16 protein-coding genes are annotated in these 15,391 nt (G+C 68.3%); 7 read left to right on the top strand and 9 right to left on the bottom strand.

Going from position 1 to position 15,391, the window contains the following annotated elements; translation table 11 throughout:
• Nucleotides 1-15: 15 nt before the first annotated feature.
• Together SALPAC4_RS0107740 and SALPAC4_RS0107745 are read right to left on the bottom strand one after the other, a co-directional pair.
• Nucleotides 16-1,692, bottom strand: coding sequence for an ABC transporter substrate-binding protein (locus tag SALPAC4_RS0107740; RefSeq protein WP_019869833.1), 1,677 nt, complete (start codon nucleotides 1,690-1,692; stop codon nucleotides 16-18).
• Between the two features lie 74 nt (nucleotides 1,693-1,766).
• A complete protein-coding gene (locus tag SALPAC4_RS0107745; protein WP_019869834.1) occupies nucleotides 1,767-2,774 on the bottom strand; it encodes a LacI family DNA-binding transcriptional regulator in 1,008 nt (335 codons plus the stop codon).
• A 165-nt stretch (nucleotides 2,775-2,939) separates the two neighbouring features.
• Between SALPAC4_RS0107745 and SALPAC4_RS0107750 the strand changes: the two genes are divergently transcribed.
• Nucleotides 2,940-5,294, top strand: a complete 2,355-nt coding sequence (locus SALPAC4_RS0107750; protein WP_019869835.1) for a glycoside hydrolase family 9 protein — start codon at nucleotides 2,940-2,942, stop codon at nucleotides 5,292-5,294.
• 46 nt (nucleotides 5,295-5,340) lie between these two features.
• On the opposite strand, the gene SALPAC4_RS0107755 is transcribed toward SALPAC4_RS0107750, so the two are convergent.
• From SALPAC4_RS0107755 to SALPAC4_RS0107765, 3 genes are all read right to left on the bottom strand, one after another.
• Nucleotides 5,341-5,523: a DUF397 domain-containing protein gene (locus tag SALPAC4_RS0107755; protein ID WP_019869836.1), complete on the bottom strand. Its 183-nt coding sequence runs from the start codon at nucleotides 5,521-5,523 to the stop codon at nucleotides 5,341-5,343.
• 94 nt (nucleotides 5,524-5,617) lie between these two features.
• Entirely contained in the window at nucleotides 5,618-5,800 is a 183-nt protein-coding gene (locus SALPAC4_RS25180; RefSeq protein WP_033664741.1) for a DUF397 domain-containing protein, read from the bottom strand.
• On the bottom strand, nucleotides 5,791-6,603 hold the full coding sequence (locus tag SALPAC4_RS0107765) for a helix-turn-helix domain-containing protein (protein WP_019869838.1): 813 nt from the start codon (nucleotides 6,601-6,603) through the stop codon (nucleotides 5,791-5,793). The genes SALPAC4_RS25180 and SALPAC4_RS0107765 overlap by 10 nt, the downstream gene beginning before the upstream one ends.
• Before the next feature lie 546 nt (nucleotides 6,604-7,149).
• On the opposite strand from SALPAC4_RS0107765, the gene SALPAC4_RS28340 reads away from it, so the two are divergent.
• The 3 genes from SALPAC4_RS28340 (at nucleotide 7,150) to SALPAC4_RS0107775 (ending at nucleotide 9,347) form a co-directional block, all read left to right on the top strand.
• Nucleotides 7,150-7,452 (top strand): hypothetical protein, encoded by a 303-nt coding sequence (locus SALPAC4_RS28340; protein ID WP_080640865.1) that lies wholly within the window; start codon nucleotides 7,150-7,152, stop codon nucleotides 7,450-7,452.
• Nucleotides 7,453-8,286: 834 nt separating this feature from the next.
• Nucleotides 8,287-8,829, top strand: a complete 543-nt coding sequence (locus tag SALPAC4_RS0107770) for a dihydrofolate reductase family protein (protein WP_263404816.1) — start codon at nucleotides 8,287-8,289, stop codon at nucleotides 8,827-8,829.
• 227 nt (nucleotides 8,830-9,056) lie between these two features.
• On the top strand, nucleotides 9,057-9,347 hold the full coding sequence (locus SALPAC4_RS0107775) for a putative quinol monooxygenase (RefSeq protein WP_019869840.1): 291 nt from the start codon (nucleotides 9,057-9,059) through the stop codon (nucleotides 9,345-9,347).
• A gap of 45 nt (nucleotides 9,348-9,392) precedes the next feature.
• Here SALPAC4_RS0107775 and SALPAC4_RS0107780 read toward each other — a convergent pair whose 3' ends face one another.
• Nucleotides 9,393-9,803 (bottom strand): RidA family protein, encoded by a 411-nt coding sequence (locus SALPAC4_RS0107780; protein ID WP_019869841.1) that lies wholly within the window; start codon nucleotides 9,801-9,803, stop codon nucleotides 9,393-9,395.
• Nucleotides 9,804-9,877: 74 nt separating this feature from the next.
• On the opposite strand from SALPAC4_RS0107780, the gene SALPAC4_RS0107785 reads away from it, so the two are divergent.
• Nucleotides 9,878-10,495, top strand: a complete 618-nt coding sequence (locus SALPAC4_RS0107785; protein ID WP_027644290.1) for a TetR/AcrR family transcriptional regulator — start codon at nucleotides 9,878-9,880, stop codon at nucleotides 10,493-10,495.
• 284 nt (nucleotides 10,496-10,779) lie between these two features.
• Here the strand turns inward: SALPAC4_RS0107785 and SALPAC4_RS28345 are convergent, their stop codons facing one another.
• Nucleotides 10,780-11,094, bottom strand: a complete 315-nt coding sequence (locus SALPAC4_RS28345; protein WP_263404817.1) for a CAP domain-containing protein — start codon at nucleotides 11,092-11,094, stop codon at nucleotides 10,780-10,782.
• Between SALPAC4_RS28345 and SALPAC4_RS28350 the strand changes: the two genes are divergently transcribed.
• On the top strand, nucleotides 11,078-11,293 hold the full coding sequence (locus tag SALPAC4_RS28350) for a glycine zipper domain-containing protein (RefSeq protein ID WP_223874719.1): 216 nt from the start codon (nucleotides 11,078-11,080) through the stop codon (nucleotides 11,291-11,293). The genes SALPAC4_RS28345 and SALPAC4_RS28350 overlap by 17 nt on opposite strands.
• 428 nt (nucleotides 11,294-11,721) lie before the next feature.
• A complete protein-coding gene (locus SALPAC4_RS28355; protein WP_019869845.1) occupies nucleotides 11,722-11,982 on the top strand; it encodes a hypothetical protein in 261 nt (86 codons plus the stop codon).
• A 416-nt stretch (nucleotides 11,983-12,398) separates the two neighbouring features.
• Here SALPAC4_RS28355 and SALPAC4_RS0107795 read toward each other — a convergent pair whose 3' ends face one another.
• A complete protein-coding gene (locus tag SALPAC4_RS0107795; RefSeq protein WP_019869846.1) occupies nucleotides 12,399-13,799 on the bottom strand; it encodes a class II fumarate hydratase in 1,401 nt (466 codons plus the stop codon).
• Between the two features lie 53 nt (nucleotides 13,800-13,852).
• Complete coding sequence (pdxR, locus tag SALPAC4_RS0107800; protein WP_027644292.1) at nucleotides 13,853-15,262, bottom strand: MocR-like pyridoxine biosynthesis transcription factor PdxR; 1,410 nt, start codon at nucleotides 15,260-15,262, stop codon at nucleotides 13,853-13,855.
• Nucleotides 15,263-15,391 lie beyond the last annotated feature (129 nt).

The following is a 15,391-nucleotide window of genomic DNA, read 5'->3' on the forward strand; positions in this document are numbered from 1 at the left end:
GCACCCGGTCCGCGCTCAGGAGGTGGGGGTGAGACGCAGCAGCACGTCCAGGGCGCTGGGTTGGGTCGGCTGCGCGGACGCGTAGGGGTCGGCGTCATTCGGCCAGCCGGTCCAGTTCCTGGTGACGTACGCGCCGCCGACATTGCCGGCTCCGGCCGGCAGCATCGGCGCCTGCTCGACCATGATCTTCTGGAGGGTGTTCAGGGCCGCGGTCCGGCTGGCGTCGTCGGTGGCCTCGGCGTAGTCCCGCAGCGCCCGCGTCGCCTCCGGGCTGTCGAACCGGCCGAAGTTGCCCTGCTGGGAGGCGGTTCCGATCGGCTTGAGCAGCGCGCCATCCATGATCGTCTTATAGAGGTCGTAGGGGGTGGCACCCGAGTCCGTCCAGCGGAAGGTGCCCTCGAAGGTGCCCTCCTCGACGGACTTCTGCCACGCCTCGGTGTTGGCCTTGTCGACGGTGGCGGCGATGCCGATCGTGGACAGGTTGTCCTTCACGATCTCCAGACTGGTGATGTAGTCGGACCAGCCGGCCGGGTCGCTGAGCTTGATGGTGACCGGCTCACCGGACGGGTCGCGCAGCGTGTCGCCGTCGAACCGGAAGCCGGCGTCGGTCAGCACCTTCTTCGCGCCGGCCACGTCGACCTGGTACGTGCGGCCCTTGTACTCGGGGGCGATGAACGGTTCACCGGCCGGGGTGGGGATGCCGGTCACCGAGGTCACCTCGGGCTGGAACCACCCGGCCGAGGCCTGCACGAAGATGTCATTGCGGTTGATCACCATGTTCATCGCCCGCCGCAGTGCCGGGTTGTCGAACGGTTTACGCGTGGTGTTGATCCACAGGCCGTGCACGCCCAGCGCCGGCGCCGCCCACACCTTGTTGTGTTCCGGGTTCTTGGCGACGAAGACCGTCTGGTAGTTGGGGATGAAGACGAAGCTCCACTCCGACTCACCGTTGGCCAGGGCGGTCGTCTGCGCGTTGTTGTCGTTGTACGAGGTGTAGCGCAACTCCTTGACCTTCGGCAGGTCCTGCCAGTAGCCGCCGTCGCGCAGGGTGAGGGTGGTGGTCTGCGGGGTGAAGGATTTCAACGTGTAGGGGCCGCTGCCGACCGGCTCGGCGTTGAGGTCGGTGGCCGGGTCCTCGACCGCGGACCAGATGTGCTTCGGCACGATCGGGATCGAACCGAGGACCTTGGCCTGGTTGACGAACTGCGACGCGCCGAAGGTGACGGTCACCTGGTTACCGCTGGTGGTGATCGAGGAGAACGGCAGGGCGTTGAGGTTCAACGCCTCATTGTTCTTGATCATGTCAAGCGTGAACGCGACATCGTCGGCGGTCAGCTGCTGCCCGTCCGACCAGGTGGCGTTCTCCCGGACGGTCAGGGTGAGGGTGCGGTAGTCGGACGACCACTCCCACTTCGTGGCAAGCCACGGCCGGGCGGGCTCGGCGGGACGGGCCAGATTGGTCATGGCGAGCGGCTCGTAGAGCGTCCACCGGTAGCCGAGAGCCGCCGCCGAGGAGGACTCGAGGAACGGGTTGTGATTCTCGGTCTGCGGGCCACTCGGCATGCCGATGTTGAGCACCGTCACGCCTTCGTCCTGGGCGCGGGTGTTCGCGGTCTCGCCGCAACCGACGAGCGCGGTGGTGGCGACGGTGCCGGCGAGCGCGACGGCGAGGAAACGACGTCTGTCGATCATGACTCCCTGCGTTTCTCCGGCCGGGGGCCGGGGGGAATGGTGCCGGGGAATGAACCAGGGCCGTTGGTGCGACATCAGGCGACGGTGGATTGACGAACGGTGAGGGTGGTGGGGATGACCACCGGCGCCGTTGGCAGCGGTATCCCGTTGAAGTGGTTCAGCAACGCGCGCGCGGCAACCGCACCCATCTCGCGAACGGGTTGGCGCACCGCGGTCAGTGGCGGCTCGGTCTGCGCCGCCAGCGGTAGGTCGTCGAAGCCGACCACGGCCACGTCGGCCGGAACCCGCCGGCCGTTCTCCCGGAGCACCCGCAACGCCCCGGCCGCCATCACGTCGTTGTGCGCGAAGACGGCGTCGAAGTCGAGCCCCTCGGCGACTGCGCGGCCGGCCAACGCCTGCCCGCACTCGTACGTGAAGGCGCCCTCGAAGAGGAGCGCCGGGTCCAGCCGCGCACCGGCGGCGGCGTAGCCGTCGGTGAAGCCGCCCAGGCGCTCCTGGACACAGCCGAAGCGGTACGGCCCGGCGATGACCAGGGGCCGTCGCCGGCCGAGCCCGACCAGGTGCTCGGCGGCGACCCTCGCCCCCGCCCGGTTCGTGGTGCCGACCGAGGGGAACCTTGGCTCGTGCCCCCGGTCGTCGATCAGCACCACCGGCAACCCCTGGTCGTGCAGCTCGGCGATGTAGTCGAGGGTGCCCTCGGGCTCGATGACCAACAGCCCGTCGAAGGACTTCGCCGACACGTGGGTGGCGAACTGCCGCATCGACTCCACGCCCCGGTTGCAGGTGGACAGCAGCAGCCCGTACCCCTCGCTCTCCACCACATCCACGGCGCCCTGGAGCACCTGGCCCACCCAGGGCCAGGTGAGCGAGGGGACGAGCATCCCGACGACCCGGGTGGAGCCACGGGCGAGGTTGACAGCGCGGGCGCTGGGGACGTAACCGAGCTCGTCGATGACAGCCCGGACTCGCGCCGCCGTGACCTCGTCGAGCTCCCCCTTGCCGTTGATGACCCGGGAGACGGTGGTCTTGCTGACACCCGCCCGGAGCGCAACATCCGCGATGGTGATTGGCACTGACCGCATCCTTGTCAAGCGCTGAATGAGCCCGAAACCGGTTCCGGAATCGGTTTCGGGCAGTCAACCCCCGTGAAATGCGTCACGTCAATAACAAGAAGGTAACGGAAGAAGTTTCCTCGTCATCTCTTCTCAGCGCCGCCCGGGCGTGGTTTCATCGGCACACCTGAGTTCATGGAGCGCTCCCATGCCGCCGACCCCCCACCCGGCACCACCACCACCAGGATCGAGAGGAGCCTCATGGCCCCCAATCCACCCGCCGACCGGAGGCGACGCGCCGCGCCGCTCGCCGCCGGCATCGTCCTCGCGCTCGCCGTCAGCGGGTTCACCGGCGGCAGCGCGCAGGCCGACGCCGTAGAGCAGATCATCAACGGCACCTTCGACGACGGCCACGCGCCCTGGTGGTCCACCGGCAACCTCACCCTCGACTCCAGCGACGGCCGGCTCTGCACCGATGTGCCCGGCGGCACGATCAACCCGTGGGACACCATCGTCGGCCAGGACAACATCTCCCTCCAGGCCGGCGTGACCTACGAGTTCCAGTTCTTCGGCAGCGCCGACCCGGGCAAGGTCGGCAAGGCGCTGGTCCAGCTCCCGGTCCCGCCGTACACCCAGTACCTCGCGGCCAACCCGGCGCTGACCGTCTCCGGTGACAGCTACCGCTACACCTTCACCTCCCCGGTCGACCTGCCGAACGCCCAGGTCGCGTTCCAGATCGGCGGCAGTGCCGAGCCGTGGCGGATCTGCCTCGATGACATCAGCCTCGTCGGGGACGCCGAGCCAGACGAGTACGAGCCGGACACCGGCCCACGGGTACGCGTGAACCAGGTCGGCTACCTGCCCAAGGGGCCAAAGAACGCCACCGTCGTCACGGAAGCGACCGAAGCGCTGCTCTGGCAGCTGCGAAACGACGCCGGGGCCGTCGTCGCCAGCGGCACCACCCAGCCTCGGGGACTGGATGAGTCGTCCGGGCAACACGTACACAGCATCGACTTCGGCGACTACCAGCAGCCGGGCACTGGCTACACCCTCACGGCCGACGGCGAAACCAGCCGGCCGTTCGACCTCGGCGCCGACTTCTACGAGCAGCTCCGGCTCGACGCGCTCAAGTTCTACTACACCCAACGCAGCGGCGTGGAGATCCGCGAGGACCTGCGCCCCGGCTACGGCCGACCGGCCGGGCACGTCGGTATCGCCCCCAACCAGGGAGACATGTCGGTCCCCTGCCAGCCCGGCGTTTGCGAGTACACACTGGACGTCTCCGGGGGCTGGTACGACGCGGGCGACCACGGCAAGTACGTCGTCAACGGCGGCATCTCCGTACATCAGCTGATGAGCGAGTACGAGCGCGCCCTCCTGGCCCCGACCGGCGAATTCTGGAAGCTGCGCGACGGCACCCTCGACCTGCCGGAGAGCGGCAACTGGGTGCCGGACATTCTCGACGAGGCCCGTTGGGAACAGGAGTTCCTGCTCAAGATGCAGGTACCGGCGGGGCAGCCCTACGCCGGCATGGCCCACCACAAGATCCACGACGACTCCTGGACCGGCCTTCCGCTCCTGCCCCACCTCGACCCGAAGCTCCGCGAGCTGCACCCGGTCTCCACCGCGGCGACGCTCAACCTGGCGGCCACCGCCGCCCAGGCCGCCCGGGTCTACCTGCCCTACGACTGGCGGTTCGCCCTGCAGAACCTCAAAGCCGCGAAGGCGGCGTGGGCGGCAGCGAAGTCCCACCCCGAGATCTACGCCGACCCGAACGACGGCAACGGCGGTGGCGCGTACAGCGATGACAACGTCACCGACGAGTTCTACTGGGCCGCCGCCGAGCTCTTCATCACCACCGGTTCCCGCGAATACCGGGACTTCCTGCTCGACTCCCCGCTGCACACCGCGGATGTCTGGCGGGACCGGGGCTTCGACTGGGGCAACACGGCTCAGCTCGGCCGACTCCAGTTGGCAACCCTGCCCAACCGCCTGCCCGACCGGGAACGAGTCCGGCAGTCGGTCATCACCGGCGCCGACAAGTATCTCGCCACGCTGGAGGCGCACCCGTACGGCATCCCGTACGCGCCCACGGACAACACGTACGACTGGGGATCCAACAACCTGATCCTGAACAACGCCATCGTGATGGCGGTGGCGTTCGATATCACCGGCACCGACCGCTACCGCGACGGCGTCCTGGAGACCATGGACTACATCTTCGGGCGCAACGCTCTCAACCAGTCCTACGTGACCGGGTACGGCGAGGTGGCCTCGGAGAACCAGCACAGCCGCTGGTACGCCCACCAACTCAACACCGACCTGCCCAACCCGCCCCGGGGAACCCTGTCCGGAGGTCCCAACTCAAGCATCCAGGACCCGGTCGCCCAGCAGAAACTGCAGGGTTGCGCGCCGCAGTTCTGCTACCTCGACGACATCGAATCGTGGTCGACCAACGAGCTGACCATCAACTGGAACGCGCCGCTGGCCTGGCTCACCGCGTTCGTCGCCGACCAGGACAACGGCGACGCCCGCGGTCGACTGCGTTAGGTAGTCGTGGACCGCCCCGGCCTGACAACCAGGCCGGGGCGCTCGCCTAACGGCGTAGCGCGGCGGTGAAGGAGCGCCAGGAGCCCGGGTCGATGGAGAGCGCCGGGCCCGCCGGATCCTTACTGTCCCGCACCCCCACCACACCCGGCAGGTTCATCGCCACTTCGACACAGTCGTTGGTCTGAGCACTCCGACTGCTCTTCCGCCAGGTAGCACCCATCAAGTCCATGACTCCGTCACTTCCCTCACCAGTTCGATCGACTGCGGCAAGGCAGGGTCATGACAGTGCAGACCCCAGCCCGTTACCTCGGTACGGCGTTCGACTAACGGCGTAGCGCGGCGGTGAAGGACTGCCAGGAGCCCGGGTCGATGGAGAGCGCCGGACCCATCGGATCCTTACTGTCCCGCACCCCCACCACACCCGGCAGGTTCGTCGCCACCTCAACACACTGGTCGTTGGAACCACTGCGACTGCTCTTACGCCACCGCGCACCGGTCATTTCCATGACTCCACCAGTTCCTTGATCCGCTCGATGGACTCCTGCGGGGGCAGGGCCACGGCGAGAGTAGCTTCCCAGGTCCGCTGCAAGCGCATGAGATCAGCCGGCCGGTCGAACTCCTGACCGCCGATCTGGCCACCGAGGAACGCGAGTTCGCTTCCGCCAGCCATGCTGGCAAGGATGAACGGGCCGTTGAGGCCTGGATACTCATCCGCAGAACAGGGCACGACTTGGACTCGGACGTGTGGGTGCTCGACGGCTAAGCGGGCGAGGTGTGACAACTGGTCACCCATGACCTTTCGACCGCCTACCCTCCGCCGCAACACCGCCTCGTCCATCACCCCTACGAGCCGGGATGGACGCTCGGCGTAGAGAACTGCCTGACCGTCCAGTCGTTCGGCAAGCCGGCGCTCAACCTCCTCTGGCTCAAGTAGCGGATCCGACTCGAAGACCGCCCGCGCATATGCCTCGGTCTGCAACAACCCTGGAACGTGCAGTGGATCGAACCAGCGTAGGGCCCACGACTCCGCCTGGATTCTGCGCCAACCACGGGACCATGCCTGGTTCTTATCGAGGACGACCAAGTCGGTCAGCATCCGGGTGTAGAGACCACCGGTGTCAAGAACCTTGTCGAACTGCTCGAGATACTTACTGGTCGGCGGCGCCTGCCCCAACTCCACCGCACTGATCATCGACGGCGAGTAGTTGATGGCCTTGGCCAACTCCTCCTGACTCCAGCCCCGCCGAATCCGCGCCCGCCGTAACTCCGCCACCAAAAACGCCGCAGCGGTCATCTCTCCAGTCGCCATCTCCAACCGCCCTCCACGAACCGGTTGATCGACTCCAATACCGCGGACCCGCAACCCCGGCCCCACCCAAAGGCTCTCGCACAACGCCACCAAACCCTTCCGACCGTAGCCGCGCCCTCAGCACACTGTGAAGCACGACGCCCACTTCCATTTCCGAACGCGGCGTCGCGGTGGGTCGCCCGCTCCCCCGGCCGGGCGACCCCACCGCCGGGGCCGTGACACTCATAGTGGATTCAAGAAGGGCCGCGTCATGTCTCGATCCATCCGAAACTGGCTTCCCCACGCAATCCGGTGGCCCCACAACCAACGGCCCATACCGCTCGCACCCCGACACCGCCGGATCTGGCGCGGGCCCCGCCCCCGGTGTTCCTGCGGCCTACGCTGGCGAACCTGCCCGGACCGCCACGCGACCGCGCCAACCGAACCCACCACCGCCGCGCCCCCACCGGGCCGCCCCGCGTGGAACGCCCCCACCGTCGCCAATCCCCAGGTAGGCCGGGTCGGCTGGCTCACCCCCGCCCAAACCTGGCGCGCCAACGGCGGCAAGTGGTGACCCCTCCCGCCGCCCGACCGCATCTGCCGCTGCGCCCACTCTGGATCTGCCGCACCTGCGCCGCACCCTGGCCCTGCGCCACCGCCCGACTCACCCTGCGCCACGAGTACGCCAGGGATCTCGTCGCACTCCGGATATACCTCTGCGCCCAACTCCACGACGCCGCAGCCGACCTGCACAAGCTCCACCCACAGAATGGCCCAGATCCGAGAACCCTCTTCGACCGCTTCCTCGCCTGGACACCTCGAAGCAGCCCGCCGGCGATGAATTCAGATCAGGGTGACGGGGTTGGTTAGCACCGCCACTCGGTGGGGGCACACCAGTGAGCCAATCCGGCAACGAGGCCAGTGCGGTAGGTGCCGGTCCGGCGGTGCCGTCGGTACGCGAGGCGGCCGTGCGGTACCTGGGCCGACCCGCTCAGCCGTGAACGGGCACGCCGGGGCACCCGGACGGAAGCCCGGGCGGGCGACCGAGCGTCGTCCTGCCGTGACCAGGCGGTGCGGTGCCGCCTGCTGTCGAGCTGCCCGCATAGCTGGGGCGCAGCAATGCCCGGTGCCCGCCCAGCAGCCCGCCGGTGCCTGGTCATCGCCGAAGGACTGCTCGGGCCGCCCCTGGCCTACGCCGAAGGACCGCATGGGCCGCCCCCGGCCCACGCCGAAGGACCGCGCGGGCCGTGCCTGCGTCGGGCAGAGCCGGTGCGTCCATGTTGGTCGAGCCCTGGCGGCACACCCGCCTCGACCGACACCTCGGTCTATTCCGGGCTGATAACACCTGCTCGCGGCAGCCCGGGTCGAGCCTTGGCGTCGGTCCCGCCGGTGGGGCAGCTCGACAGCGAAACTAACCCGGACAGCTACCTCGGGCACAACATCCCGCCGGGGCTGACGCCCTGGCGGCCAGCAGCATTGGCACCTCCACACCCACCACCGACAAGCCGTTTGATCATCTAACGTCACGACCCGCTACGCGAAAGGCTCAGTGAGTCAGCGGGGCACCGGAATGTCGGTGGGTGATGATGACATCGGTGAAAGCGAGCTTTCCGTGATCATGACACCTCAGCAACCCCGGAGAGGTGGGCAGGAGCGCTGTTCCCGGCTCGCGAAGCGAGGATGCCAGCAACCGGTGGAGGTTTCATGGGAAAAGTAGTATTGGATATGACGATGTCGGTAGATGGTTGCATCGCCGCCGCGGACGGTGGGCCCGCCGGTCTACATGACTGGTTCTTCGCACCCTCGCCGGAGAGCCAGGCGATCATCGAGGAGCTGCAGCGCAGCATGGGCGCGATGGTCATGGGGCGACGCACCTACGACCAGGGTGCCAGCCAGGACGGGTTCGCGGACAACCCCTTCCCGGTCGAGCACTTCGTCGTCTCGCACAGCACGCCGGAGCAGGTGGCCAAAGGGGACACCGTCTTTCACTTCATCCCGGGCGTGGCCGAGGCCGTACGCCGTGCGCAGGCCGCCGCCGGGGAGCGCGAGGTCATCATCGGCGGCGGCGCCCAGCTCGCCCAGCAGTGCCTGGCCGCGGGGCTCGTTGACGAGATGCGGCTGGCGGTACGGCCCCTGGTGATCGACGGCGGGATCAAGCTGTTCGACGCTACCGCCCTGCGGTTAGAGAACATCGGTGTGATCGATACGCCCGAGGCGACCCACCTGCGGTTTAAGATCCTGCGCTGAGCTGGGTGTTCCCTGGGGCGCGGAGGCCGCCCCCCAGGGAACACCAGGCGGCCCGGATGACACCCGACTCCGCCACCGCCCGCCCCCTGGCCCTCAACCCCGGGCCCCGGCACTCGGCCCTCGGTTCAGCTCGCTGCCCCAGTTGATGGCTTGTCAGGACTCCGGGTGATCCCAGCCGCTAGCTTGAGAAGGTTGAGCGCATCTGCCGAGGAACCCTGGAGCGCCGAATGCCACACCTGACCATCGTTGTCGACGTTCGCGCCAAGCCGGACCAGGTAGAACCGCTCAAGGCCGAGCTCAGGCGCGTTGTCCCGCTCATCCGCCAGGAGAACGGATGCATCGACTACCACCTCCATCAGGACAACAGCGACCCCACCCGTTTCCTCGTTTACGAGAACTGGGAGTCCTATGAACTCTGGCAGGTGCACATGAACCGCTCACACGTACAAGAGCATGGGGAAGCCACCGCCGACAAGATCGCTGAATGCACACGGTACGAGATGAGTCAGATTGATTGAGTCCGGCGCCGTACGGCGCCGGCGGCCCCTTGCTCCTTCGCGGCCCTAGCCACCGAGGACTGCGGTGGCCTCCACCTCAACCAGCAGGTCGGGGCCGGCGAGCGCGCTGATACCCAAACCCGTCAACGGGGCGGCCAGGGTGACGCCCAACTTCGCCGCCGCCCGCGCGATCCCCTCTCCCAGGAGCGCCATCTTGTCGGGCGTCCAGTCGACGACGTACACGGTCAACTTCGCCACGTCACCGAAGGAGCCGCCGACCTCGGCCAGGGCGGTGGCGACGTTGAGGTAGCACTGCTCGACCTGGGCGGCGAGGTCGCCCACACCGACCGTGTTCCCGTCGGCATCAACGGCGACCTGGCCGGCGAGGAAGACCAGCCGTGACCCGGTGGCGACCGCCACCTGCGAGTAGAGGTCGACCTTCGGCAGCCCATCGGGGTTCACCAGAGTGATGGTCATGCTGACTCCTTTCCTGGAGCTGTCGGTTAGACCAGCTATAACATAGCACAGCTATGTTATGTATCCTGGAGATCGTGGCCAGGAGGAAAGACCCAGCGGTCCGTACCCAGCTCATCGAGCGGGCCGCGCAGATGCTCCGTACCCGCGAGCCCATCACCCTCCGCTCGCTGGTGGCCGGCACGAGCGTGTCAACCATGGCCGTCTACACCCACTTCGGCGGGATGGACGGCATGTGGAAAGCCCTCCGGCAGGAGGGCTTCACCCGCCTCGCCACCCGCCTCGCCCAGGTCACCCCCTCAGCCGACCCGGTCCGGGACCTGACCGCCCTGGTCACCGCCTACCTGGGCAACGCCCTCGACCACCCCGACCTGTACCGGGTCATGTTCGACGCCAACTTCGACCTGGAAGACGCCCAGGCAGCGGACGACACCCTGGAATACCTGGTCCAAGCCGCCGAACGAGGCCGGCTAGCCGGCCGCTACCGCGCCGACACCAACCCGCTCGAACTGGCCACCCAGAGCTGGGCCATCGCCCACGGGCTGGTCTCCCTGGTCGCCACCGGCCCCCTGCCCCGGCCGGCCCTCGCCCACGGCCCCCTCCTGCTGACCGCACTCTTCACCGCCACCGGAGACGACCCCGACCGATGCCGCCGATCGGTGGCGAGTGGCTGGCAGCCGCGCCTGACCGGATGAACCAATCAGGGATACCGCCAGACAGGGCCGGGGCTATCGCCACATGTCCCACCGCTGGCGAGTCCACCACCCCTCAGCATGATCAGAGTGGGCCTCCCCGGTATCGCAGAGCAGACGGCGCAGCCGGCCGCGATGAACGCGGCCGGCCAGCGAGCCAGATTCCGTCCCTACCAGCGCGCACGCAGGCCGGGCAGGTTGGCCTCTTCCTCATGCCGTCGAGCAGCCGTCGGCGAAGAGCCGGGGTACCTGGTGGTGGAAGGCTCCGGAACAATGACGATCCGTACTCAGCGAGGCGCGGCGAAGACCTGCGTCCAGTACGGTCCGTTACTACTCGCGACGCCGACGCCGATCTCGGTAAAGGAGCAGTTCAGGATGTTCGCCCGGTGGCCGGGGCTGTTCATCCACGCGGTCATCACGGCCTCAGGTGACTGCTGGTTCCAGGCGACGTTTTCCCCGTAGGTGCGCCACTGGTAGCCGACGTCGCCGAGCCGATCGCCGGGGCTACTGCCGTTGCTACCCGTGTGGGACATGTTCCGGTGATCGGCCTGGTCCTGGCTGTGCCGCTGGGCGGCGGTCATCAGCTTGTCATCGACACTCAACGCCGCACAGCCGGCCTTCGCACGCTCGGCGTTGGCGAGTCGGATCACTTCGCCGGCCTCCGCGCTGACCCCGCCAGGGGCGGGCGCGGTGGTCGGCGCGGTGGTCGGCGCAGTGGTCGGCGCAGTGGTCGGCGCAGTGGTCGGCGCAGTGGTCGGCGCAGTGGTCGGCGCAGTGGTCGGCGCAGTGGTAGACACCTGAGTGGGGCGGGGTGCGGCAGTTTTGCGCACCCGCGTGGGGCGGGGCTTAGCGGTATAGCGCGACGCCTCCGGAGCTGGACCCCGGCGCTCTCCGGTGGACCGCGACGGTGCCGCGGTACTGGGCGTGGCGCTGGGACCGGAGCTGGAGCTGGTTGAGGAGCGCCGCTCGGCACGGGTCCCGCCCCCCTGGTGGTAGGAGGTCGGCTTCGTGGCCACGATGTCTCTGTAGCCCGAGGTGGGGATGAGTTCGTCTCCGTCGGAGAGTGCGGCGGCACCAACCCCGAGGCTCACGGCCAGCGTGGCAGCCGCCGCCGCACCGATGAGTACCGGCCGGCGGGTCCGGTGGCCGACGCGAGGTCCTTTGTTCGCGGGTGGACCGTCGGCCGAGGAGGCACCACCGATCCGATGCCCACTCGTTAGTCCGCCGGCATGTCCGCCGGTCGGCCCGGCAGGCTCGTCCCGCCCGCCCGCCGGCTGCTGGCGGTGCCGGCCACCCGACGATTCCTGCTGCCGCCGGCCCCAGTCATCGGCAGGCCGATCCCATACGTCGGCAGCCGGTTTGGGTTCCCGACGATCACCATCCGGTTCCATCGATTCGCTCCAGCCATACACGCCGGCAGCCTCCTCGGTCTCAAACTGCGGGTCGAGGCGACGCTACGTGCCGACAATTTCCTGCGGCAACGCGCCTAAGAAATGGCTAAGAACAAGTTAAAGGAATCGACCCCTCGAGCAGGTAAATTGAAGTAGGTAACTAATGGTCGGTGCGTCGCACCAGGTGGCGACGGCGGCGGGCCGCCGGACAGGACCGGTTCCAGCGTGAGCGGCAGCCATGACGCGCAAACTCTTCCGCATACGTCAAGAGGAGACCGGCGGCACTACGCCCGCTGCCCGGCAAACGAGCCGCCTTAACCGCTATCCGTTGCGGAACAGACATCAAGCGCAGTCGGGCAGCTACGGCTCCTGTTTCTCGGCCCGATCCAGTTACGCAGTAGTGATCCATCACTACCTATTGTCGACAAGGCACCGATTTCGCCGCAGGCCCAATCGTGATCCCGCGCGCCAACAGACCAGCGGCGTGCGGAATCACGCTATGTGCCCTCGTACCGTCAGGGGTGCGTCATCCGGAGCAGGTCGAGCGCCTCATCAAGCTGCTCCCCGGTGAGTTTGCCGGACTCCAGGTGCCCCCGGGAGACCACCACCTCCCGGATCGAAACCTGCTTCGCGAGGGCCTCCTTCGCGATCGAAGCGGCCTCGTCGTACCCGAGATGCCGGTTGAGCGGGGTGACGATGGACGGCGAGCCCTCCGCGTACGCCAAACAGACCTCGGCGTCCGCGACCAGGCCGACCACGCACCGGTCCGCCAACAACCGCCCCGACGCGGCCAGCAATTTGATCGACTCCAGCAGGTTGCGGGCCATCACCGGGAGCATGACGTTCAACTCGAAGTCGCCCTGGGAACCGGCGAAGGCGACCGCCGCGTCGTTACCGATCACCTGCGCACAGACCTGGCGGACCGCCTCACAGACCACCGGGTTAACCTTGCCGGGCATGATCGACGAACCGGGCTGGAGATCCGGGATACGCAACTCCCGCAGCCCGGCGCGCGGCCCGGAGCCCATCCACCGGATGTCGTTGGCCATCTTGTAGAGACCGACCGCGATCGTCCGCAGCTGCCCGGAGGTCTCCACCAGCGCGTCCCGCGCGCCCTGCGCCTCGAAGTGGTTCCGCGCCTCGGTCAACGGCAGCCCCGTCGAATCGCGCAGCCGCTCGACCACCCGCGCCGCGAAGCCGAGCGGAGTGTTGATGCCGGTGCCGACGGCGGTCCCGCCCAACGGCAGCTCGGCCAGGCGGGGCAGGGCCGACTCCAGCCGCTCGATGCCGTAGCGGACCTGCGCAGCGTACCCGCCGAACTCCTGACCGAGCGTGACCGGTGTGGCGTCCATCAGGTGGGTACGCCCCGCCTTGACCACATCCCCGAACTCGGCGGCCTTGCTCTCCAACGCCTCCGCCAGCTGCACCAGGGAGGGCAGCAGGTCTCGGGTCACGAACTCGGTGGCGGCCAGGTGGATCGAGGACGGAAAGACGTCGTTACTCGACTGCGACGCGTTCACGTCGTCGTTGGGGTGCACGTCGGCGCCGAGCTCGCGGCTGGCCAGGGTGGCGATCACCTCGTTGGTGTTCATGTTCGACGACGTGCCAGAGCCGGTCTGGAAGACATCGACGGGGAACTGGTCGTCGTACCCGCCGTCGGCCACGTGCGCCGCGGCGGCGACGATCGCGGCGGCCACATTCGCGTCGATCACCCCCAGCTCACCGTTGGCCTCGGCCGCGGCTCCCTTGATCTGGGCCAGCGCCCGGATCTGGGCCGGCTCCATCCCCCGCCCGGAGATCGGAAAGTTCTGCACCGCGCGCTGGGTCTGGGCCCGCCACAGCGCCGCGGCCGGCACCTCCACGTCGCCCATCGAGTCGCGTTCGATCCGGTAGCCCGTCGCCTCAGGATTCGTCACCCCACCATCCTGCCGCGCACGACCGCCCCGCGCGGATATTCACCCCGAGCCGCTCAATCGGTCCCGATCATCCGGACCGCGGCGGCCAACGCGGCGGCGGCTCCGACCAGCGAGTCGCGGGAGTGGACGGCATACCCCACGACGAGCCCCGGTGTCGGCGGACGATGGTGGAAGGCGAAGTGGTCCGCTCCCCGCACAACCACGCCGAGTCGCGCGGCGGCATCCACCAACGCCCGTTCGTCAAGGTACGGCGGAATCGCCAGGAACGTATGCAGACCGGCGGGTGAGCCGATCAACCTGAAGTCGGGCAGCAGGTTGGCGACCGCGGCAGTAAGGGCTGCCAGCCGCTCCCGGTAGCGCCGGCGCATCCGGCGCAGGTGCCGCTCGAGGCGTCCGGTGGCGATGAAGTGGGCGTACCCGAGCTGATCGATGGTGGAGCTGCCCAGGTCCTGGCGGGCGCGGGCCCGCTCCAGCGCCGGCGTGAGGTGCGCGGGCACGGCGAGCCACCCCATCCGAAGCCCCGGGGCGAGCGTCTTGCTGGCGGAGCCGCCGTAGACCACCCGGTCGGGAGCGAGGCCCTGGACGGCGGGAGGACGTTCGGCATCGTCAAACCAGAACTCCGCGTCGTAGTCGTCCTCAACGATGAGCCCGTCGACCTGCCGCGCCCAGGCCACCAGCGCCGTACGCCGCGACTCGGACAGCACGACACCGGTCGGGAACTGGTGCACCGGTGTCACCAGCACCGCCCGCGCCTCGCTGGCGGCCAGGGCCCGCACGTCGATCCCCTCGTCGTCAACCGGCACCGGCACCGGACGCAGCCCGATGTCTTCGAGGAACCTTCGCTGCCCCGGATGTCCGGGGTCCTCGACGGCGACGGTCACGTGTCCGAGATCCAACAGCATGTTCGACAGCAGCGCGAGGCCCTGCGCGAAGCCCGCGGTAGCCATCAAGGTGTCGGCGGTGGTGCGGACAGCCCGAACCCGTCCGAGGTAGGAGGTGAGTTCGCTCCGCAGCTCCGCCACCCCGGCCAGAGCTGGATACTCCAGATGCTCCGGCGTCGCGGTCTGCAGCACCCGCCGCAGGCAGGTGAGCCACTCGGCGCGGGGGAAGCCACTGACATCCGCAAGCCCGGTGCGCAGGTCCCACCGCGCGGAAACGGTGCCGACGGCGGACACCCCGGATGCCCCGGTGACGGCACGGTCCTGGGCGGGAGCCAGATTCGCGACCCGCGTGCCGGAGCGGTCCACCGAGATCAGGTACCCCTCGGCGGTCAGTTGCTGGTACGCCTCGACCACCACACTGCGTGCGATCCGTAGGTCGGCCGCGAGTAGTCGGCTGGACGGCAATGGCGCCCCGGGCCGCAGGGCACCGGCCTCGATCATGCTCTTGACGCCGCTACGCAGCTGTTCGATCAGCGGCGTTGTTGACTGTCGGTCCAGATTGAGCTGGAGCTGCCGCGCCATCTGGTCTGGTCTCACCTTTCCCATCTGGTCTGGCGCCCGACCCGGCAGGCCGGCTTCACTAAAGCGATCACGCAGGAACGACGTGACATCACGGCAATCGCCACGCTAAGGCAACGGACCGGTAGACCA

This window comes from Salinispora oceanensis (genome assembly GCF_000383575.1).
In the GTDB taxonomy this organism is placed as follows: domain Bacteria; phylum Actinomycetota; class Actinomycetes; order Mycobacteriales; family Micromonosporaceae; genus Micromonospora; species Micromonospora oceanensis.

What these genes read in the sequence shown, in the direction of transcription:
- pdxR (WP_027644292.1), bottom strand. Translation starts at nt 15,262, where the DNA reads ATGGCGCGGCAGCTCCAGCTCAATCTGGACCGACAGTCAACAACGCCG.
- SALPAC4_RS28355 (WP_019869845.1), top strand. Translation starts at nt 11,722, where the DNA reads ATGTCCGCCGGTCGGCCCGGCAGGCTCGTCCCGCCCGCCCGCCGGCTG.
- SALPAC4_RS0107740 (WP_019869833.1), bottom strand. Translation starts at nt 1,692, where the DNA reads ATGATCGACAGACGTCGTTTCCTCGCCGTCGCGCTCGCCGGCACCGTC.
- SALPAC4_RS0107755 (WP_019869836.1), bottom strand. Translation starts at nt 5,523, where the DNA reads ATGGACTTGATGGGTGCTACCTGGCGGAAGAGCAGTCGGAGTGCTCAG.
- SALPAC4_RS0107770 (WP_263404816.1), top strand. Translation starts at nt 8,287, where the DNA reads ATGGGAAAAGTAGTATTGGATATGACGATGTCGGTAGATGGTTGCATC.
- SALPAC4_RS0107750 (WP_019869835.1), top strand. Translation starts at nt 2,940, where the DNA reads ATGGAGCGCTCCCATGCCGCCGACCCCCCACCCGGCACCACCACCACC.
- SALPAC4_RS0107745 (WP_019869834.1), bottom strand. Translation starts at nt 2,774, where the DNA reads ATGCGGTCAGTGCCAATCACCATCGCGGATGTTGCGCTCCGGGCGGGT.
- SALPAC4_RS0107780 (WP_019869841.1), bottom strand. Translation starts at nt 9,803, where the DNA reads ATGACCATCACTCTGGTGAACCCCGATGGGCTGCCGAAGGTCGACCTC.
- SALPAC4_RS0107765 (WP_019869838.1), bottom strand. Translation starts at nt 6,603, where the DNA reads ATGGCGACTGGAGAGATGACCGCTGCGGCGTTTTTGGTGGCGGAGTTA.
- SALPAC4_RS25180 (WP_033664741.1), bottom strand. Translation starts at nt 5,800, where the DNA reads ATGGAAATGACCGGTGCGCGGTGGCGTAAGAGCAGTCGCAGTGGTTCC.
- SALPAC4_RS0107775 (WP_019869840.1), top strand. Translation starts at nt 9,057, where the DNA reads ATGCCACACCTGACCATCGTTGTCGACGTTCGCGCCAAGCCGGACCAG.